This is a genomic window from Kitasatospora sp. NPDC097691 (genome assembly GCF_040302665.1).
Taxonomy (GTDB): Bacteria; Actinomycetota; Actinomycetes; order Streptomycetales; family Streptomycetaceae; genus Kitasatospora.
Window position 1 is genome coordinate 67110 of record NZ_JBEORY010000032.1, and the last position, 19755, is coordinate 86864.

Below are 19755 nucleotides of genomic sequence, written 5' to 3' on the forward strand. Positions count from 1 at the left end.
CGGGCTCCTTCGGAGGGGCGGCGGCGGGGGCGTTCGACCGGTGGGCGTGGTCGGCTACTTGACCGATCCGGCGGTCAGTCCGGCGACCACGTGCCGCTCGATCACGGCGAACAGCACCACGACCGGCACGATCGCGACGACCGATCCGGCGAACAGGTAGTTCCACTCGACGGTGTAGTTGCCGATGAAGCTGTTGATCCCGACGGTGAGCGGTTGGCTGCGCGGCTCGGTGGACAGGGTCAGGCCCATCACGAACTCGTTCCAGGCCGAGATGAAGGTGAAGATCACCGCGGTGACCACGCCGGGCATGGCCAGCGGCAGGACCACCCGGCGCAGCGCGCCGAGCCGGCCGAGGCCGTCGAGCAGCGCGGCCTCCTCCAGCTCCACCGGGATGGACGAGATGTAGGCGGTGAGGATCCAGACCGCGAAGGCCAGGTTGAAGGCGGCGTTGCAGAGGATCAGGGTCCAGACCGAGTTGAGCATGTCGAGCCGGTAGAACTCGCGGTAGAGGCCCACCAGCAGCGAGGTGGGCTGGAACATCTGGGTGACCAGGACGAGCAGCAGGAAGAGCCGCCGGCCCCGGTACCGGACCCGGGCGGTGTAGTACGCGGCGGGCAGGGCGACCAGCAGGGCCAGCAGGGTCGAGCCGCCGGCGACCAGCAGGGTGACCCGCAGGTTGCCGCCGAGGGTCGACTCGCGCCACACGCCGACGAAGTTCGACCAGGCGAAGTGGTGCGGCAGGTAGCTCGCGTCGCGCAGTTCGTCGGCCGGGCGCAGCGCGGTGACGACCATCTCCAGGTACGGGAGCAGGAAGAGGGCCGCCAGCAGCCAGGCGACGGCGGCCAGCACGACGGTGCGCGGCCGGATCGGGCGGCCGCTGCGCCGGGCTCTCAACTCTCCTCCTCGTTCCAGCGGCTGACCTTCAGGAAGACCAGGACCATCAGCACCACCAGGGCGAAGTTGACCACCGACATGGCGGCGGACTCGCCGATGTCGGTGCTCTTCAGCTGGTACATGAACACCGTGGTGGTGGCGGTGTCGCTGCTCGGGCCGCCCTGGGTCATGCCCCAGATGACGGGGAAGGAGTTGAAGACGTTGATCAGGTTGATGACGACGCCGACCAGGAACGCGGGGCGCAGCAGCGGCAGGGTGATCCGCCGGTAGGTCTGCCAGGTCGAGGCGCCGTCCACCCGGGCCGCCTCGTACACGTCGGCGGGGACGGTCTGCAGGCCGGCGAGCAGGGTGTAGGTGGTGAACGGCAGCGAGACGAAGACCGCGACGAACACCATCCAGGGCCAGGCCGTCGAGGGGTCGCCGAGCCAGTCCCGGGGGCCGTCGATCAGCCCGAGGTCGGTCATGGCGGTGTTGAGCACGCCGGCCGTCCGGTCGAGCATCCACTTGAAGCCGATGGAGGTCATCAGCACGGACGCGGCCCAGGGGGCGATCAGGGCCCAGCGGGCGTACCGGCGGCCCGGGAAGCGCTGGTCGAACAGCTGGGCGAGGCCGAGCGAGAGCAGCATGGTCAGGCCGACCACGGCGGCCGTCCAGGCCACCGTGGCGAGCAGGACGTGGCCGAGGTCGGTCTCGCCGAACAGCTTGCGGTACTTGTCCAGCCCGGCGGAGCCGCGGACGAAGCCGCTGGTGCTGATGCGCAGGAAGGAGGTGCGGACCATCTCGTAGACGGGCCACAGCACGACGGCGAGGATCAGCAGGACGGCCGGCGCGATCCAGGGCAGCGGCCCGAGCCGGCCCGGGCGGGTGCCCCGGGGTGCGGGGCGGCGCGGGCGGGGGCGGCCCGGGGGTGCGGGGCGGCGCGCGGTGTCGGCGGGCGCCGCCGGGGAGTCGGTGGTCACGGGGATGCCTTTCGAGGGCTTCGCGGGTGCACGGGTGCACGGGTTCGCGGGTGCACGGCCTCGCGGGCCGTACCCGGGCCGCTACTTGTTCGCGACGGCGTCCTGGGCCTTCTTCTGCAGGTCGCCGAGGACCTTGGCCGGGTCGCCCGAGACGGCGGCGCCGATGCCCTTCTTGAGCTCGGCCGAGACGGCGTCCCAGCTGGTGTCGCCGAGCGGGTAGAAGACGGCGTGCGGCAGCAGGGCGAAGAACGGTTCGAGGTCCTTGTGCTTGCCGCTCGCGGTCATGTCGCTCAGGGCGCTCTGGGTGACCGGCATCAGGTTGTAGGTCTCGTCGAACTTGAGCAGGTTGTCCTTGGTGTACGCGAAGTCGAGGAACTTCCTGATCTGGTCGCGGTGGCCGTTCTTCTTGAAGGCCATCATCCAGTCCGCCACGCCGAGCGTGGAGGCGAGCGGGCCCGCCTTGCCGGGGACGGGGACGATGCCGTAGTCGACCTTGCCGGTCTGGGCCATCTGGATCAGCGACGGGTGGCCGTTGAGCATGGCGGCCTTGCCCGCCGCGAAGTCGGCGAAGGCGGTCTTGCGGTCGGTGGTGGCCGGGTTGGGGTAGGTGAGGCCGGGGCCGACCAGGTTGGCCTTGAGCCAGCCGAAGGTGTCGATGTCGGCCTGGCTGTTCAGGGTGTAGGCGCCGTCCTTGCCGGTGGGGCCGCCGCCGTTGCCGAGCTCCCAGAGCATGCTCTCGCCCTGGGCCTCCTCCGGGCCGAGCGGCAGCGCGTACGGGGTGACGCCGGGCACCTTGGCCTTGATCTGTTCGGCGTCCTTGCGCAACTCCTCCCAGGTGGTGGGCGGTTGGTCGATGCCCGCCTGCTGGAAGACGGCCTTGTTGTAGAACAGGGCGCGGGAGGAGGAGACGAACGGGATGCCGTACTGCACGCCCTTGACCTCGCCGGCCTTGGCGAAGCTGTCGATGAGGTCGGCCCGGGTGGCGGGCGACAGTACGTCCTCGGCCTTGTAGAGGAGGTCGTCGGCGACCTTGTCGGCGTAGCCGCCGGTCTGCAGGACGTCCGGCATGTTGCCGCTCTGGATCATCGTCTTGACCTGCTTGTCGATGTCGTTCCAGTTCACCACCTGGACATCGACCTTGATGTCCGGATTGGCCGCGGTGAACGCGGTGGCGACGTCGTTCCAGTAGGTCTTCGAGCTGTTGGACTCCTTGTCGCCGTAGTCGGCGGCGACCAGTTTGAGCGTCACCTTGCCGTCGGCGCCGGTCCCGTCGCCGCTTCCGCCGCTGCCGCTTCCGCAGGCGGTGAGGGCGAGGGCGCCGAGGGCGCACGCCGTGGAGAGGGCCAGCACACGTGTCTTCACCGCAGTTACCGCCTTCGTACGCGCTTGATCGATTGATCCGAGATGCTTGAAGGAAGCTTGTTTCGAGCAGGTCCGAACGAGCTTGATGCGTCAGGGAGTTCCGTGTCAACCGTCCGGGCAGCAGAAAGCCCGGCCGGGGCGGCCCCGGCCGGGCTTCGGGTGCGGCGTCGGGTGCGGCTTCGGGTGCAGGGGAGTCAGGCGCGCAGGACCCGCACCCCGCAGCCGGTGATCGCCTCCTCCTGATCGTCCGTCACCTCGTCGTCGGTGACCAGGTCGTGGACCTCGGCGAGCGGGCAGATCTTGGCGAAGGTGACCCGGCCGATCTTGGTGCTGTCGGCCAGCACCACCGAGCGCGCACTGCTGCGCAGGAACGCGCGGTCGGTCTGGGCCTCCATCTCGTCGTGCGTGGTGCAGCCCTCCTGGGCGGTCAGGCCGTCCACGCCGATGAAGGCGAGGTCGAGGTGGTACTGGGCGAGCATCCGGTCGGCGGCCGGCCCCACCAGTTCGTAGCTGGTGGTGCGGGCGATGCCGCCGACCACCACCAGGCGGACGTCCGGCCGGACGATCAGGTCGGCCGCGATGTTCACGGCGTTGGTGACGATGGTGATCCCGCCGCGCTCGGCGAGCACCCGGGCCAGCTCGCTCGTCGTCGTGCCGCCGGTGAGGCCCACCACCGCGCCGTCCGGCACCAACCGGTCGGCCGTCAGCGCGATCCGCCGCTTCTCCGCCTGCCGCGTGCCGTGCTTGTGGCGCAGCGGGAGTTCGAGGTTGACGGCACCGGTGACCGCCCCGCCGCGGGTGCGGTGCAGCAGCCCCTGGTCGTGCAGCTCCTGCAGGTCGCGGCGGACGGTGGCCGCCGATACCTGCAGGAGCCCGGCCAGCTCGTGCACATCGGCGCTGCCCGTCTCGGTGAGGTGCGCGAGGATCCGGGAGGTGCGGTCAGCTTTGAGCATGACGGAAGTCTAGTGCCGCCCGCGCGAGGGACGATCTTTGCGCGGAACTGCTTGCAGCGGGAGCCGTGCCGTCGCCGGGGACGGCAACGCGTAGGGCGGGGACGGCGACGCGCAGGGCGGGGACGGCGACGCGTAGGGCGGGGACGGCCGAAGCCGTCCCCGCCCCCGCACGTGCTGCTACTCGGTGCGCAGTTCCAGCACCAGGCACTGTTCGTCACCGGGCAGCCCCGGCGCGGCGGGCGAGCCGCCCCGGCCGCCGGGCGGTGTGACCGTCAGGCGCAGCCCCGCCGGGGAGGGGACGGCCGTCGTGGTGGCGGGCCGGCCGTCCGGGGTGGTGATCGTGGGCTGCGGTGTGCCGGCGGGCAGCAGGAGGTCGAGCGGCTGCGGGTGGGTGCTGTGCACGGTCGCACCGGTCAGGCGGCCGGCGGCCCAGCGCAGGTCGACGGTGAGGCCGCCGCGGGCGCGCAGGCCCTGGACGTGGCCGGTCGGCCAGGCCGTGGGCAGGGCCGGGAGCAGCCGCAGGACGCCGTTGTGGCTCTGCAGCAGCATCTCGGCGACGGCGGCGGTGGCGCCGAAGTTGCCGTCGATCTGGAAGAGGTCCGGCGGGTGCAGGCCGAACAGGTTGGGGGCGGAGTGGTCGGCCAGCAGACCGCGCACGCTGCGGTGGGCGAGGTCGGCGTCGCCGAGGCGGGCGGCGAGGGCGGCGACCCAGGCCAGGCTCCAGCCGGTCGATCCGCCGCCGTGGTCGAGGCGGCGGGCCAGGGCGAGCCGTGCCGATTCGGCGCCGGCCGGGTCGGTGAGCGGGTCGACGGCGCTGCCGGGGTAGAGGCCGTAGAGGTGGGAGAGGTGGCGGTGGCCGGGGTCCTCCTCGGGGAGGTCCTCCCACCATTCGAGCAGCCGGCCGTCCTCGGCGGTCCGCGGGGGCCGCAGCCGGTCGCGCGCGGTGTCGAGTTCGTCGGCGAGGTCGGTGTCCACCCCGAGGAGGCGGGCAGCGTCGGCGGTGTTGGCGAACAGTTCCGCGGTCAGCCAGTGGTCCATGGTGGCCGCGGCGGAGACGGCGGCGAGGGTGCCGTCGGGCAGCCGGAAGTGGTGCTCGGGGGAGGTGGACGGGCAGGTGACCAGGTGGCCGTCCCGGTCCTCGGTGAGGAAGTCCAGCAGGAAGCGGGCGGCGCCGCGCATCAGCGGGTAGGCGCGGCCGGCCAGGAAGTCGCGGTCCCCGGCGAAGAGGTGGTGCTCCCACAGGTGCGCGCAGAGCCAGGCGGCGGCCATCGGCCAGTTCGCCCAGGAGGGCGAGCCGGAGACGGGGTTGGCGGCGCGCCACAGGTCCACGTTGTGGTGGACGGTCCAGCCGCCGGTGCCGTAGTAGGCGGCGGCGGTCCGGGCGCCGGTGCGGGCCAGGTCGGCGATCAGGTCGAAGAGCGGTCCGTGGCAGGGGGCGAGGCCGGTGGTCTCGGCGTGCCAGTAGTTCATCTGCAGGTTGATGTTGGTGGTCCAGTTCGAGTTCCACGGTGGGGCGGTCTCGGTGTTCCAGATCCCCTGCAGGGTGGCGGGCTGGCTGCCCGGGCGTGAGGAGGCGATCAACAGGTAGCGGCCGTAGGCGAATTGGAGGGCGGTCAGGCCGGGGTCCGTGCCGCCGGCCCGGACGGCGGCCAGCCGTTCGTCGGTGGGCAGGTCGTGTTCGGGCAGGTCGTCGGCGCCCGGCGTGCCCGGACCGTCGTCGGCCAGGCGCAGCGTGGTGGCGCGGAACAGCCGCCGGTGGTCGGCGAGGTGGTCGGCGAGCAGCTGCCCGTACGGTCGGGCGGCGGCCGCGTCCAGGCGCGCCTCGATCTGCTCCGCCGGTCCGTCGTGGGGGCCGGCCGGGGGTTCGGTGTGGCCGCGGTAGCCCGTTTCGGCGGCGACCAGCAGCAGCACCTCGTCGGCGCCGCGCACCGTCACCGCGCCCGCCGTGCGCTCGACCCGGCCGCCGGTGGCCACCACCCGGAGGCCGGCCGCGAAGCCCGTGCCCTCGTCGGGGCGGTAGCGGACGGGGTCCGGTTCGTCGAACGCCACGTGCGCGGGGGCGCGGCCGGTGAGGAGCAGGCGGTCGGGGCCGGCGCCGCCGACGCGCGCGTCCGGGTGCGGGGTGTCGAAGCGGGCGGTGAGGTCGATCCGGCCGGGGACGGACGAGGTGATCCTGGTGACCAGGACGTCGGCCGGGGCCGACACGTGGGACTCGCGCAGGATCCGTGCGTCGCCGCTGCGGTAGGAGACGCGGTGGACGGCCTCGTCGAGGTCCAGTGCGCGCAGGTAGTCGTCCGACGGCCCGTCGCCGAGCGCCAGCCGGAGGGTGGCGAGCGGCTGGTAGGCCTCGGTGAACGGGCCCTGCATCCGGGTCGCCAGGGCCTCGGCGCGGGCGTGGTCGCCGTCGGTCAGGACGGCGGTGCGCAGCTCGGCGAGGTGCTCGGCGGCGTCGGCGCGGTCGTGCGGGCCGGGGCCGCCGGACCAGAGGGTGTCGGCGTTGAGGTGGACGGTCTCGCCCGTGCCGGAGGGGTCGGCGCCGCCGCCGAGGAACAGTGCGCCGAGCCGGCCGTTGCCCAGCGGCAGTGTCTCCAGGAAGGAGCCGGCCGGTCGGCGGTACCAGAGGCGGTCGTGGCCGGAGGCCTGGGCGGACGACAAGGTCGGTGTCCTTTCGGAGGGGCGAGGCGCCCGGCCGGGCCGGTGGGCCGGGTCAGCGGCCGCCGACGGGGCCGGTGCTGGCCCGGACGACCAGCTCGGGGCGCAGCAGCTGGATCGAGTTGGCCGGGCTGCCCGAGCGGGTGAGGGCGCGCAGCAGCAGCTCGACCGCCTCCCGGGCCATCTCCCGCTTGGGAATGGAGACGCTGGTGAGGGCCGGGCGGGCCACACCGACCTCCGGGTTGTCGTCGTGCCCGACGATCGACAGGTCGTGCGGGACGGAGCGGCCCGCGGCCCGGGCGGCCTCCAGGGCGCCGAGGGCGAGGACGTCGTGGGTGGCGAACAGCGCGGTGGTGCCGGGGTCGGCCGTCAGCGCCGTCGTCGCCGCCGCGAAGCCGCCCGCGGGGGTGGGCTCGGGTGCCGTGTGGACGGCCTCGTCGGGGACGGTGAGGCCGTCGGCGGCGAAGGCGCGCCGGAAGCCGGCCACCCGCGGGGCGTGGTCGGGGCTGGCGAGCACGGCGACGCGTTCGTGTCCGAGTTCGCGCAGGTGGCGTCCGGCCAGGAAGCCCGCCCGCTCGTAGTCGATGGTGACCACGGGGAAGCGGTCGGGGGCGTCGGTCTCCCAGGCGCACAGGGCGACGGGGAAGGACGCCTCGGCCAGCAGCGGCAGGTGGTCGATCAGGTCGCGGTCGCCCGCGATCAGCAGCGCGTCCACCGAGCGGCTGGTCAGTCCGGCCAGGTGGCGCTTGGCGCGTTCGCCGTCGAGCCGGGTGGTGCAGAGCAGCAGGTGGTAGCCGTTCTCGTCGAGGACGTCCTCGACCTCCTCGACGATGTCGGCGTAGAAGGAGCCCGTCACGGTGGGGACGAACAGGCCGACCGTCCGGGTGGCGCCGGTGGCGAGGGAGCGCGCGACCAGGTTGGGGGTGTACCCCAGTTCCTCGATCGCGGCGCGCACCCGGGCGGCGGTCGCCGGGCTCACGGCGCCGCGCCCCCGGATGACGTTGGAGACGGTCTGCTTCGTGACCCCGGCACGCTCGGCCACGTCCTGCATCGTCACCATGGCTGGATACCTCGCATTTACCGGTCAACTTGCTTTCGGTGAAACGTAGGGCACCGGTGACGAGGCGTCAAGGTTGACTCAACTCCCCGCATGGCCGGTGACTTGAGGATTCGTCGACGGGCCGATGCCGAGGTAGTGCCGGCCGGAAGCGGATTCTGCAAGGACTCTTGATTTACCGGTCAACCCGACCGTATCGTCCCAGCCAACCAGCCGCTCCCCGCCGTCCGTCGGGCCCGGCTGACGAAACGTCTGCGCGGCATCTCGCGCCTCCGAGAGGAACCACCCATGGGTAGAACAACGATGTCCGCTGCCCGCATCGTCGGCGCGGCCACCGCCGCCGCACTCGTGCTCGGCGTGAGCGCCTGCGGCAGCGGCTCGGGGAGCGACGCGAAGGCCGCCGGCAACTTCACCTACTGGTCGATGTGGCGCGCGGACGAGCCGCAGGCCAAGGTCATCAAGGCCGCGATCGACGACTTCACCGCCGCCACCGGCGCCAAGGTGAACGTCACCTGGGCCGGCCGGGACATCGCCAAGAAGATCGGCCCGGCGATCGCCGCCAACCAGGCGCCGGACCTGTGGGACGAGTCCGACGACAAGGTCTACGGCACCACCGCCGCGGCCGGCCAGGCCCTGGACCTCTCGCCGGTGCTGCAGCTGCAGGTGCCGGAGGAGAACGTCCCGGTCTCCCAGGTCATCCCGGCCAAGTACTTCGACATGCTGCCGAAGGACCCGTCCGGCTCGAACCACTACGTGATCCCGTACGAGGTCGTCACCAACGCGATGTTCTACAACGCGGCCGACCCGGCGGTCACCGCGGCCATGCCGACCCCGCCCACCGACTGGGCCGGGCTGCTCAAGGTCTGCGACGCGCTGAAGGCGGCCGGCAAGGCCTGCATCGCCTCCGAGGGCGAGGACCCGTGGACCAACGGGCTGTTCTTCGACTACCTGCTCAACGGCGCCGGGGTGAACGTCTCCGAGCTCTCCGCCGACAAGTCCGGCGCGACCTGGGACAACCCGGCGGTCCTCGGCGCGGCGCAGAAGGTGGAGCAGCTGGTCAAGGGCGGCCACCTGATCGAGGGCTACGACGCCACCAAGTTCCCGGCCCAGGAGACCAACTGGACGGCCGGCAAGGCCGCCTTCTACATGGACGGCAACTACGTCACCTCCGAGATCGCCAAGCAGGTCCCGGCCGGCTGGAAGACGGCGTCGATCCTGCCGCCCACCGCGAAGGCCCCGGACGCCGGCCTGTTCGGCTTCGCCATCCCCAAGCGCGCCAAGAACGCCGCCGCCGCGCAGAAGTTCATCGCCTTCTTCCTGCAGAAGAAGCACCTGTCCGGGATCTCCACCACCGCGCTGAACATCACCCCGCGCACCGACATCCCGGCCCCGGCCGAACTGGCCGACGTCCAGAAGACCCTGGAGGCCCCGACCCTGCGCCTCAGCTTCGACGGCGTCGGCGGCAGCTGGCTGCCCAAGGTCCTGAACGAGAACTACCTGGACTTCTGGCACGGCAAGACCACGGCCGCCCAGTTCGTCGCCAAGTGCAAGGCCGACCAGGTCACCTACTGGCAGACGCAGGGCTGACGGTGGCGACGACGATCGACGACCCGCCCCGGACGGACCCCGCCCGGGGCCGGCCCGAGCGTGCCGCACGGCCCGGCGTCGGCCCGCTGGAGCGCCAGCGCCGCCGGGTGTTCTGGCCGTTCACCGCGCCCGCGCTGATCGTGTACGCGGTGCTGTTCGTCGCCCCGGTCGGCTACGCCCTGTGGACCAGCCTGTACAAGTGGGACGGCATGGGCGAGATGGACTGGCGCGGTCTGCAGAACTACACCCTGCTGTTCCGCGACCCGAGGTTCCGCACCTCCCTGTTCAACACGCTCGAACTGATGGTCATCGGCGGCACGATCACCTTCGTGCTCAGCTTCGCGCTGACGCTGGTGCTGCGCGAGATGCGGGCCAGGCTCTTCGCCCGGTCGGTGCTGTTCTTCCCCTCGCTGGTCAACGGCATGGTCTTCGGCATCGCCGCCGGGTTCCTGTTCTCGCCCACCGGCCCGGTGAACCAGGCGCTGAAGCTCTTCGGGGTGACCACGCCGCCCAAGTGGCTGTCGACGGACAACCTGCTCCCGATGGTCCTGGGGACCCTGGTCTGGACGGCGACCGGCTACTACACCTCCATCATCATGGCGGCGGTCGACCAGATCCCGGACTACCTCTACGAGGCGGCCGAACTCGACGGCGCCGGCCCCTTCCAGCGCTTCCGGCACATCACCCTGCCGTGCGCCTGGGACGTCATCGCGGTCTGCGCGGTGCTGTGGACCGTCAGCTCGGTGAAGATCTTCGAGCTGATCCTGCTCTACGGCGGCAGCACCAACGCCTATCCGCCGGTGAGCAGTTGGAACACCGCCGTGTACGTGTACGCCGAGGCCTTCCCGCAGGGCACCGTCCCCCGGCTGGGCATGGCCACCGCCGCCGCGATCGTCAGCCTGGCCATGGTCACCCTGATCACCGTCGTGCTGCGCCGCCTGCTGCGCCGCGATCCGATCGAGTACTGACCCCTCGCGTCCCGGCCCCCCACACCGCAACGGAAAGGTCACCACCCGTGCGACGCAGTAACCGACCCACCGGACTCGCGAGCAGGATCGGCACGGCCGCCGTCTGGATCGTCGTCGCCGCCGACCTGCTGCTGGTCCTGTGGGTCCTGCTGACCTCGCTGCGCAGCGGCCCCGACATCCTGCAGCACGGCTTCGGCCTGCCGACCAGCCCGAAGACCGAGAACTACACCACCGCGCTCGACGAGGGCGGCTTCGCGCAGGCGGCGCTCAACAGCGTGCTCACCGCCGGCCTGTCCTCCGTGGTCGCCGTCGCGCTGGCCGCCCCCTGCGCGTACGCCCTCGCCCGGCGCCGCTCGCGGACCTCCTCGGCGCTGACGATGACCTTCGCGATGGGCCTCGGCGTGCCCGGACAGGTCCTGGTGGTGCCGCTGTTCGTCGGCCTGTCCCGGGTGGACCTGACCGACAGCGACCTCGGCCTGGGCCTGGTCTACGTCGGCCTGGCGATGCCGTTCACGGTCTTCCTGCTGACCGGCTTCTTCAGCGGCATCCCCGGCGTGCTGGAGGAGGCCGCCGTGCTGGACGGTGCCGGCCCGCTGCGCACCTTCGTCCAGGTGGTGCTGCCGGTCGCCCGCGGCGGGCTGGTCACCGCCTTCCTGCTGCAGTTCATCACCGCCTGGAACGAGACCCTGTTCGCCCTCGTCCTGACGAACAGCCAGGGGAGGATCACCCTCCCGGTGGCACTCTCCTCGTTCGTCGCGGCACAGCAGTTCAACGGCCTGGACTTCGGCACCATGTTCGCCGGAGTCTGCATCATCCTCGCCCCGATGATCGCGCTCTTCTCCTGGATGGGCTCGCGGATCATCCAGGGCATGACAGTTGGGATCGGCAAGTGACCTCGACCCTGCGCACCGACCTGCTCCGCATCGACGGCGCCCCCGACCCGGTCGGCGGCACCCTGCCGATCCTGCACGGCCTGGCCCGGCAGACCGGCGCCGGCGCCGGGGTCGACGACGAGATGCGCCGCAACCTGGCGTACGGGGTGCCCGACACCCTGCTGCCGTACACCCGGCAGGGCGGGTACGGCCGCGTCCGCGCCGAACGCGAACTCCCCTGCGTCGTCCTGGAGAACGAGCACCTCACCGCGACCTTCCTGCCCTCCCTCGGCGGGCGGCTGTGGTCCCTGGTCCACCGGCCGAGCGGACGGGAGCTGCTGCACCGCAACCGGATCCTCCAGCCCGCCAACCTCGCCCTGCGGGACGCCTGGCTGGCCGGCGGCGTGGAGTGGAACCTCGGCGCCACCGGGCACTGGCCGCTGACCTGCGAACCGCTGCACGCCGCCCGGGTGACCGCGCCCGACGGCACCCCGGGCCTGCGGATGTACGCCTTCGAGCGGCTTCGGCGCCTCGTCCTGCGGATGGACACCTGGCTGCCCGCCGGTTCCCCGGTGCTGTACGTCCACATCGCCGTGCACAACCCGTCGCCGACCGAGACGCCGGTCTACTGGTGGTCCAACATCGCCGTGCCCGAAGACCGGGACGTCCGCGTCCTCGGCCCGGCCGACCACGCCTTCCACTGCGACTACGTCAGCGACCTGCGCCGGGTGCCCTTCCCGCAGGTCGACGGCGCCGACCGCAGCTACCCCGGCCGGGTGCCGCGCGCCGCCGACTACTTCCTCGACCTCCCCGCCGGCCGCCGCCCCTGGATCGCCGCGCTGGACCGCACCGGCGCCGGGCTCGTCCAGACCTCCACCGCACGGCTGCGCGGCCGCAAGCTGTTCTGCTGGGGCACCGGCACCGGCGGCAAGCACTGGCAGGAGTGGCTCTCCGGCCCGGACTCCGCCTACCTGGAGATCCAGGCCGGCCTGGCCCGCACCCAGCTGGAACACCTGCCGATGCCGGCCGGTGCCACCTGGTCCTGGACCGAGGCGTACGGGCTGCTGCAGGCCGATCCCGCCGCCGTGCACGGGAGTTGGGAGGACGCCCGGGAGGCCGCCGGCGAGGCGCTGGACCGGCTCGTCCCGCCGCTGGAGCTGGAGCTGGCCGACGCGCTGGCCGACCGGTTCGGCGAGCCCGAGGAACTGCTGTCCGCGGGCGGCGGCTGGGCCGCGCTGGAGATCGAGGCCGGCGCTCTGCCCGCCTCGCCCCTCCTGCCCTTCGGCGAGCCGGCGGCCGCCCAGGAACCCTGGCGCCAACTCCTCAAGACCGGCACGCTCCCGGTCTGCGACCCGCCGGCCGAGCCGGTCACCGGGGCGCACTGGCGGCTGCTGCTGGAGGGCGACGCGACCGACTGGCACGCGCTGTACCAGCTCGGACTGCTGCGCCTGGCGGCCGGGGAGCGGGAGTCCGCCCGCGAGGCGTTCGAGCGCTCCGTCGCCGCGCAGGCCTCGCCCTGGGCACTGCGCTCGCTCGCCTTCCTCACCCCCGAGCCGCAGCAGGCCGCCGACCTGATGCTCGCGGCCCACCGACTCCGCCCCGAACTGCGGGAGTTGACGATCGAGATGCTGGAGTCGCTGCGCCGCGCCGAGCGCCCCGCCGACGCGCTCGCAGTGATCGCGGAACTCTCCCCGGCCGACCGCGCGCACGGCCGGATCAGGCTGGCCGAGGCGGAGGCGGCGCACGCCTCCGGCGACGACGACCTGGTCCGGCGCCTGCTGGCCGAGGGCATCCAGGTCGACACCATGCGCGAGGGCGAGCTCTCCCTGGACACCCTCTGGCTCGCCGTCCACCCCGGCACGCCGGTGCCGCCGCAGTACGACTTCCGGATGGCCGACGGCTGATCCCCGGCCGATCGACGGCTGAACGCCGTCCCCCAGACCACTCTCCCGTTCCGCACCCCCCACCGCAGGGGCGCAACGGTGCGCCCCGCCACGGAAGAGGAGTACCTGTGTCACCACGACGCACCAGATGGGCCCGCGCCCTCACCGTCACCACCCTGGCGGCGCTCGGCGCCGGCACCCTGGCCGCCGCCCCGGCGCCCGCCGAGAACCCGGCCGTCGGCAAACCGGCCCCCACCACGTACACGGTCTCGCTCGGCAGGACCGGCTCGTACGCCTACCCCGACGACACGCCCGCCGGTGTCTACACCGACAAGGACGGCACGTTCTACTTCCAGCAGTCCCACTCGCTGTACGGCGCGAAGGACCCCCGGGAGTGGAGCTTCTACACCGGCGCGGACTTCGAGAGCGCCACCAGGTCGGCCGCGATCAGCGACGCCGTCAACCCCGCCGACCCGGCCGACCGGAACAACGACACCACGGCGCGGTGCAACAACAGTGTCACCGGCGTGCAGTCCACCAACGCGCCACAGGGCTCCGGCTACTCCCAGCGCAACTTCTGCGACCTGGTCGGGGTCTGGGTCGACCCGGACACCGGCGACTGGTACGGGCTGGTGCACAACGAGTTCACGCCGCAACCCTTCGGCGACGGCCTGCACTACGACTCCATCGACTACGCCGTCTCCACCGACCAGGGCCGGACCTGGACCATCAAGGACCACGTCATCACCTCCCCGTACAGCACCGTCCGGGGCGACAACGCGGCCTTCCCCAACCAGACCTACGACTACGGCGACGGCGACCCCCGCCTGTTCGTCGACACCGCCTCGGGCTACTTCTACGTCTACTACGGCTCCCGGATCGTCCCCAAGGCCGGCGTCGGCGGCTCCAACGGCGGCCTGGCCCACGTCGCGCGCGCCCCGATCGCGGGGAAGATGGCGCCCGGCTCCTGGCAGAAGTGGTACGACGGCACCTGGTCCCAGCCGGGCCGGGGCGGCCTGGAGAGCAACATGGTGCCGGCCACCCCGACCGCGCCGACCGGGTACACCCCACCCGCGAACGACTACCACCCGAGCACCCCGGGCTCCGTGGACCAGCAGGTCAAGGCCGGGCAACTCCCCGCCAAGTCACCGCTGTTCATCATGAACATCGCCTACGACGCCCACCTGGGCCTGTACATCGGCGAACCCGAGGTGGTCTCCGGCACCGCCCCGCAGCAGTTCTACGCCACCAAGGACCTCGCCACCCAGCAGTGGAGCCTGATCGGCGACAGCGGCAGCGGCTACACCTCCGGCTCCTGGTACCGCTGGATGCTCGACCCCGCCAGCCGCACCGGCGGCACCGTCCTCGGCAAGACCTTCCGCTCGTACTGCTCCATCGCCTGCGCGACGTCCGACGGCGAGTACGCCGACATCACCATCGGCTCCTCCACCCCCGCCGCCCCGCCGGTCGACCTGACGAGGACCTACCGGATCCAGAGCGGCAACGGCCGGGTCCTCACCCAGGCCGCCGGCGGTTCCGCGGTCACCTCCGCGGCCAAGCCCGGCGGCTCCGCCCGCGAGTCCTGGCGGTTCCTGGCCCAGGGCGACGGCTCCTACCGGGTCGCCAACGCCGCCACCGGGCAGCTGCTGGGCGTCGACTCCGCCTCGACGGCCGGCCGGGCCTGGGGCGCCGCACTGACCGCCACCGCCGCCGTCGGCGGCAACGCCACCGTCGGCCAGCAGTGGTTCATCCTGCCCAGCAAGGCCGGCAAGGGCCGCTTCCAGCTGGTGAACCGTTACAGCGGCCTGGTGATCGGGATGTCCGGCACCTCCGGCCGGCTCGCCGAGACCACGCCCGCCCGCTCCTGGAGCGACACCACCGGCGGCACGGTCGGCGCCGGCCGCACCGCGGCCGAGCAGACCCTCTCCTTCGCCCCGACCGGGACGGCCCCCGAGGCGGTCGTCCTCGCCGGCCCCGGCGACCGGTCCGGCACCGTGGGCCGGGCCGCCTCGGTGCAGCTCGACGCCACCGACAGCGCCGGCAAGCCGCTCACCTTCACGGCGACCGGCCTGCCCGCCGGGCTCTCCGTCAGCCCCGCCGGCCTGATCACCGGCACCCCGACCGCCCCCGGGACGTCCACCGTCACCGTCACCGCCTCCTCCGGCACCGCGAGTGCCTCGGCCGGCTTCAGCTGGACGGTCGAGCCGGACCTCAGCGGGAACCACACGCTGACCACGGGCGGCAAGGCCCTCGACGACGCGGACGCCAGCACCACCGCCGGCAACGGGCTCATCACCTGGACGGCGTCCGGCGCCACCAACCAGCTCTGGCAGTTCCGCCGCCAGCCGGACGGCACCTACGAGCTGGTCAACGGCCTCTCGTCGATGTGCGCCGACGTCAACGGCGGCTCCACCGCCGCCGGCGCCCGGATCATCCAGTGGCCGTGCAGCGGCGGTGCCAACCAGCACTGGAAGGTCCGGCAGACGGCCGACGGCTCGTACACCGTCACCTCGGCCGCCAGCGGACTGCTGCTCACCACCGCCTCGACCGCCGACGGCGCCCCGGTGACCCAGCAGCCGGACACCGGCTCACCGCTGCAGCGGTGGTCGCTCGCCTGACCCAGGCCCGTCCGGCGGGACGGGCCTGACACCGGGCCCCGGGGGCTGCCACCCCCGGGGCCCGGCACCTCTGCCACCCCCCAGCCCGCGCACGGACGTGCGCCACAACCCAGGAGGACGTCATGGCCCACGTGGACGAAGAGATCGCGAGCCAGCCCGAGTGCTGGCAGCGCGCCCTCGACCTGGCCCCGAAGCACCTGCCCGAGCCCGGCGAACGCGTCGCGGTCGTCGGCTGCGGCACCTCGCTGTACATCGCCCAGGCCTACGCGGCGCTGCGCGAGAGCCTCGGGCTGGGGGAGACCGACGCGTTCGCCGCCTCCGAGTTCCCGGCGGCCCGGCGCTACGACCGGGTGGTGGCCCTCACCCGCTCCGGCACGACCACCGAGGTGCTGGACGCACTGGCGCGCACCCGCGACACCCCGACGGTCGCGATCACCGGCGACCCGTCCACCCCGGTCGGCGGGGCCGCCCGGCACGTGGTGGCGCTGGAGTTCGCCGACGAGAAGTCCGTCGTGCAGACCAGGTTCGCCACCACCGCCCTCGTCCTGCTGCGCGCGCACCTGGGCGCCGCACCACGGGACCTGCCCGAGCAGGCGAGCCGGGCGCTGACCGCCCCGCTGCCCGAAGGGGCGCCCGACGCCAGGCAGTTCACCTTCCTCGGCGCCGGCTGGACCTGCGGCGTGGCCCACGAGGCGGCGCTCAAGGTCCGCGAGGCGTCCTCCTCCTGGACCGAGTCCTACCCGGCCATGGAGTACCGGCACGGGCCGATCAGCGTCAGCGGCCCCGGCAGCGTGGTCTGGTTCCTCGGCGCCCCGCCGGCCGGCCTCGTGCCGCAGATCGAGCGGACCGGCGCGCAGGTCTCGGTGTCCGACCTCGACCCGCTGGCGGACCTGGTCCGGGCACAGCGCCTGGCCGTCCTGCTGGCCGCCGGCCGCGGCCTCGACCCCGACCGGCCGCGCCACCTGACCCGCTCGATCGTGCTGGACGGGTCGTGACCCCGACCGCGGGCAGCGTCATCGCACTGGACGTCGGCGGCACCCGCATCAAGGGCGTCGTGGTCGACGACGGCGAGCCGGTCGAGTCCGAGCAGTGGCCCACCCGGGCCGAGCGCGGGCCGGACGCCGTCCTCGACACGGTGCTGCGGTGCGCGGACGACCTGAGGGCCCGCGCCGTCCGCCGGGGAGCGCCGCCGCGGGCCGCCGGCATCGCCGTCCCCGGCCTGGTGGACGAGAGCAGCGGCACCGCCGTCCTCGCCGCCAACCTCGGCTGGCGCGACCTGCCGGTGCGCAGCTGGGCCGAGGAGCACCTGGACCTGCCGGTGGCCTTCGGGCACGACGTCCGGGCCGGCGGACTGGCGGAGAGCCGGCTGGGGGCGGGGCGCGGCTGCGACGCCTTCGCCTTCGTCCCCGTCGGGACCGGGATCGCCGCCGCGCTGGTGCTCGGCGGACGGGCGTTCGCGGGCAGCCGGGGCTTCGCGGGCGAGCTGGGCCACCTGGTGGTGCGCCCCGGCGGCGAGCCGTGCGTGTGCGGCAACCACGGCTGCGTGGAGACCCTGGCCTCGGCCTCGGCGATCGCCCGCCGCTACCGCCGGGCCACCGGGGACGCCACCGCGAGCGCCGAGGACGTCCGCTCCCGCGCCGAGTCGGGCGACCGCGTGGCCCGCCGGGTCTGGACCGAGGCGGTGGAGGCACTCGCCGACGGCCTGGCGGCGCTGACCGTGCTGCTCGACCTGGAGCGCCTGGTCATCGGCGGCGGACTGGTCCTGGCCGGCGAGGCGTACCTGGCGCCGCTGCGGACCGCACTCGCCGAGCGGCTGCCGTTCCGCCCGGCGCCGGAGCTGGTGGCCGCCGAACTGGGCCACCGCGCGGGCAGTCTGGGCGCGGCGCTGCTCGCCCAGGGCCTGCTGGCGGGGGGTGGCCGGTGATCCTCACCGTCACGCTCAACGCCGCCCTGGACCTCACCTACCGGTTACCGGACCTCCGCCCGCACGCGAGCAACCGCGTGCGCAGCGTCACCCGGCAGGCGGGCGGCAAGGGCGTCAACGTCGCCCGGGTGCTCGCGGCCCTCGGGCACGCCGCGACCGTCACCGGACTGGTCGGCGGACCGACCGGCCAGGCCGTCCGGGCGGAACTCGCCGAGGCCGCACTGCCGGACGAACTGGTCGAGGTGGCGGGGGAGACCCGTCGGACGATCGCCGTGGCGGACGACCGGGACACCACCATGCTCCTGGAACCCGGGCCCGACGTCTCGCCGTCGGAGTGGCAGCGCTTCCTCGCCCACTACGAGCACCTGCTGCCCGGCGCCTCGGTCGTCGTGCTCTCCGGGAGCCTGCCGCCGGGGCTGCCGGTGGACGCCTACCGGCGGCTCGTGGAGCGGGCCCGCGCCCACGGCGTCCCGGCCGTGCTGGACGCCGACGGCCCCGCACTGCTGCGGGCCCTGCCCGCCCGACCGGCCGTGGTGAAGCCCAACGCCCACGAGCTGGCCGACGCGACCGGCTGCCCCGACCCGGCCGAGGGCGCGCAGCGGCTGCTCGAAGCCGGCGCCGAGGCCGTGGTCGCCTCGCTCGGACCGGACGGCCTGCTCGCCCTGACCCCCGAGGGCCGCTGGCGCGCCCGCCCGCCGGGCGCCGTCTCCGGCAACCCGACCGGCGCCGGTGACTCGGTGGTCGCGGCCCTCGCCCTCGGTCTGGCCGGCGGACTGCCGTGGCCCGAGCGGCTGCGCCGCGCCGTGGCCCTGTCCGCCGCCACCGTCCTCGCCCCGCAGGCCGGCCGCTTCGACGCGGACGCCCATGAGCGCCTGCTCGCCCTCGTCCGGACCGAAGCACTCGACCGGGCCGAAGCACCTGCCCGGACCGAAGCGCCGGCCCGCACCGAGGACCTCGACCCGACGCACCCTCAAGGAGAAGCATGTCCCTAGTCGGAACCGGGGAGATCGTCGCGCCCGCCGCCCACGGCGGTCACGGCGTCGGCGCGTTCAACGTCATCCAGCTCGAACACGCCGAGGCCATCGTCACCGGGGCCGAGGCCGTGGGCGCGCCGGTGATCCTGCAGATCAGCGAGAACGCGGTGCGCTACCACGGCGGGCTGGCGCCCGTCGGCGCCGCGGCGCTCGCGGTGGCCCGGGCGGCGGCCGTGCCGGTGGCCGTCCACCTGGACCACGCCACCGAGCCGGCCCTGGTCGCGGAGGCGGTCCGGCTCGGCTTCGGGTCGGTGATGTTCGACGCCTCGGTGCTGCCGTACGCGGAGAACGTCCGGGCCACGGCCGAGGTGGTGGGGCTGTGCCACGCCACGGGGGTGTGGGTGGAGGCGGAGCTCGGCGAGGTCGGCGGCAAGGACGGCGTGCACGCGCCGGGCGCCCGGACCGACCCGGCCGAGGCGGCCGAGTTCACCGCGCGCACCGGGGTCGACGCGCTGGCCGTCGCCGTCGGCACCTCGCACGCCATGCTCACCCGCACGGCGAGCCTGGACCTCGACCTGATCGCCGCCCTGCGCGCGGCCGTGCCGGTGCCGCTGGTGCTGCACGGATCCTCCGGGGCCGCGGACGAGACCCTGGCGGCGGCGGTCGCGCACGGCATGACGAAGGTCAACATCGCCACCCACCTCAACAAGGCGTTCACCGCGGCGGTCCGCGGCCGCCTCACGGCCGATCCCGCGCTGGTCGACACCCGGGCCTACCTGGGCGCCGGCCGGGAGGCGGTGGCCCGCGAGGTGGCGCACCTGCTCGGGGTGCTGTCCGCGCAGCGCCCGGCGGTCGCCGCCTCCTGAGGCCGGACGCACCACGGCCGCTCTCCCCGCAGCGGGGAGAGCGGCCGTCGGCGTTGCTCGGGCGGCTCGTTCAGGTGGTCAGGCGGCCGTGACGGTGGAGAACCGGTCGGCGCCGACGGCCCAGCGGCCGCGGCGCATGACGGCGACCAGGTCGTGGCTCTCGGAGTCGACCACGACGAGGTCGGC

General features: G+C 73.5%; 15 protein-coding genes. 9 read left to right on the forward strand and 6 right to left on the reverse strand.

Translation table 11 applies throughout. The features are described 5' to 3' along the window. Positions 1 to 54: 54 nt before the first annotated feature. The 6 genes from ABTY56_RS22660 to ABTY56_RS22685 form a co-directional block, all read right to left on the reverse strand. A complete protein-coding gene (locus ABTY56_RS22660; RefSeq protein ID WP_350630801.1) occupies positions 55 to 894 on the reverse strand; it encodes a carbohydrate ABC transporter permease in 840 nt (279 codons plus the stop codon). Further along, complete coding sequence (locus tag ABTY56_RS22665; protein ID WP_350630802.1) at positions 891 to 1853, reverse strand: carbohydrate ABC transporter permease; 963 nt, start codon at positions 1851 to 1853, stop codon at positions 891 to 893. Before ABTY56_RS22665 ends, ABTY56_RS22660 begins: the two co-directional genes overlap by 4 nt. A gap of 81 nt (positions 1854 to 1934) precedes the next feature. After that, a complete protein-coding gene (locus ABTY56_RS22670) occupies positions 1935 to 3215 on the reverse strand; it encodes an extracellular solute-binding protein (RefSeq protein WP_350630803.1) in 1281 nt (426 codons plus the stop codon). A 194-nt stretch (positions 3216 to 3409) separates the two neighbouring features. Continuing rightward, positions 3410 to 4168 carry a DeoR/GlpR family DNA-binding transcription regulator gene (locus tag ABTY56_RS22675; RefSeq protein WP_350630804.1) on the reverse strand — a complete coding sequence of 253 codons (759 nt, stop codon included), beginning with the start codon at positions 4166 to 4168 and terminating at the stop codon, positions 3410 to 3412. Between the two features lie 177 nt (positions 4169 to 4345). Beyond that, positions 4346 to 6823: a glycoside hydrolase family 95 protein gene (locus ABTY56_RS22680; protein ID WP_350630805.1), complete on the reverse strand. Its 2478-nt coding sequence runs from the start codon at positions 6821 to 6823 to the stop codon at positions 4346 to 4348. Positions 6824 to 6875: 52 nt separating this feature from the next. Next, positions 6876 to 7880 carry a LacI family DNA-binding transcriptional regulator gene (locus ABTY56_RS22685; RefSeq protein ID WP_350630806.1) on the reverse strand — a complete coding sequence of 335 codons (1005 nt, stop codon included), beginning with the start codon at positions 7878 to 7880 and terminating at the stop codon, positions 6876 to 6878. A 285-nt stretch (positions 7881 to 8165) separates the two neighbouring features. Here ABTY56_RS22685 and ABTY56_RS22690 point away from each other — a divergent pair, with 285 nt between their 5' ends. The 9 genes from ABTY56_RS22690 (at position 8166) to ABTY56_RS22730 (ending at position 19569) form a co-directional block, all read left to right on the forward strand. Further along, on the forward strand, positions 8166 to 9464 hold the full coding sequence (locus ABTY56_RS22690) for an ABC transporter substrate-binding protein (protein ID WP_350630807.1): 1299 nt from the start codon (positions 8166 to 8168) through the stop codon (positions 9462 to 9464). Between the two features lie 2 nt (positions 9465 to 9466). Next, positions 9467 to 10432: a carbohydrate ABC transporter permease gene (locus ABTY56_RS22695; protein WP_350630808.1), complete on the forward strand. Its 966-nt coding sequence runs from the start codon at positions 9467 to 9469 to the stop codon at positions 10430 to 10432. Between the two features lie 47 nt (positions 10433 to 10479). After that, positions 10480 to 11325, forward strand: coding sequence for a carbohydrate ABC transporter permease (locus ABTY56_RS22700; protein WP_350630809.1), 846 nt, complete (start codon positions 10480 to 10482; stop codon positions 11323 to 11325). Continuing rightward, on the forward strand, positions 11322 to 13208 hold the full coding sequence (locus ABTY56_RS22705) for a DUF5107 domain-containing protein (RefSeq protein ID WP_350630810.1): 1887 nt from the start codon (positions 11322 to 11324) through the stop codon (positions 13206 to 13208). Before ABTY56_RS22700 ends, ABTY56_RS22705 begins: the two co-directional genes overlap by 4 nt. A gap of 107 nt (positions 13209 to 13315) precedes the next feature. Further along, positions 13316 to 15805 (forward strand): RICIN domain-containing protein, encoded by a 2490-nt coding sequence (locus ABTY56_RS22710; protein ID WP_350630811.1) that lies wholly within the window; start codon positions 13316 to 13318, stop codon positions 15803 to 15805. 122 nt (positions 15806 to 15927) lie between these two features. Further along, positions 15928 to 16800, forward strand: coding sequence for an SIS domain-containing protein (locus tag ABTY56_RS22715; RefSeq protein ID WP_350630812.1), 873 nt, complete (start codon positions 15928 to 15930; stop codon positions 16798 to 16800). Beyond that, the gene (locus ABTY56_RS22720) at positions 16797 to 17729 is read left to right on the forward strand and encodes an ROK family protein (protein ID WP_350630813.1); all 933 of its coding nucleotides are present in this window, start codon (positions 16797 to 16799) and stop codon (positions 17727 to 17729) included. Before ABTY56_RS22715 ends, ABTY56_RS22720 begins: the two co-directional genes overlap by 4 nt. Beyond that, positions 17726 to 18721 carry a 1-phosphofructokinase family hexose kinase gene (locus ABTY56_RS22725; RefSeq protein ID WP_350630814.1) on the forward strand — a complete coding sequence of 332 codons (996 nt, stop codon included), beginning with the start codon at positions 17726 to 17728 and terminating at the stop codon, positions 18719 to 18721. The genes ABTY56_RS22720 and ABTY56_RS22725 overlap by 4 nt, the downstream gene beginning before the upstream one ends. Further along, a complete protein-coding gene (locus tag ABTY56_RS22730; protein ID WP_350630815.1) occupies positions 18712 to 19569 on the forward strand; it encodes a class II fructose-bisphosphate aldolase in 858 nt (285 codons plus the stop codon). The genes ABTY56_RS22725 and ABTY56_RS22730 overlap by 10 nt, the downstream gene beginning before the upstream one ends. The last annotated feature ends 186 nt before the right edge of the window (positions 19570 to 19755 follow it).

Excerpts from the sequence above, each read along its gene's own strand:
- ABTY56_RS22675 (WP_350630804.1), bottom strand. The coding sequence starts at position 4,168 with ATGCTCAAAGCTGACCGCACCTCCCGGATCCTCGCGCACCTCACCGAG.
- ABTY56_RS22685 (WP_350630806.1), bottom strand. The coding sequence starts at position 7,880 with ATGGTGACGATGCAGGACGTGGCCGAGCGTGCCGGGGTCACGAAGCAG.
- ABTY56_RS22690 (WP_350630807.1), top strand. The coding sequence starts at position 8,166 with ATGGGTAGAACAACGATGTCCGCTGCCCGCATCGTCGGCGCGGCCACC.
- ABTY56_RS22715 (WP_350630812.1), top strand. The coding sequence starts at position 15,928 with ATGGCCCACGTGGACGAAGAGATCGCGAGCCAGCCCGAGTGCTGGCAG.
- ABTY56_RS22730 (WP_350630815.1), top strand. The coding sequence starts at position 18,712 with ATGTCCCTAGTCGGAACCGGGGAGATCGTCGCGCCCGCCGCCCACGGC.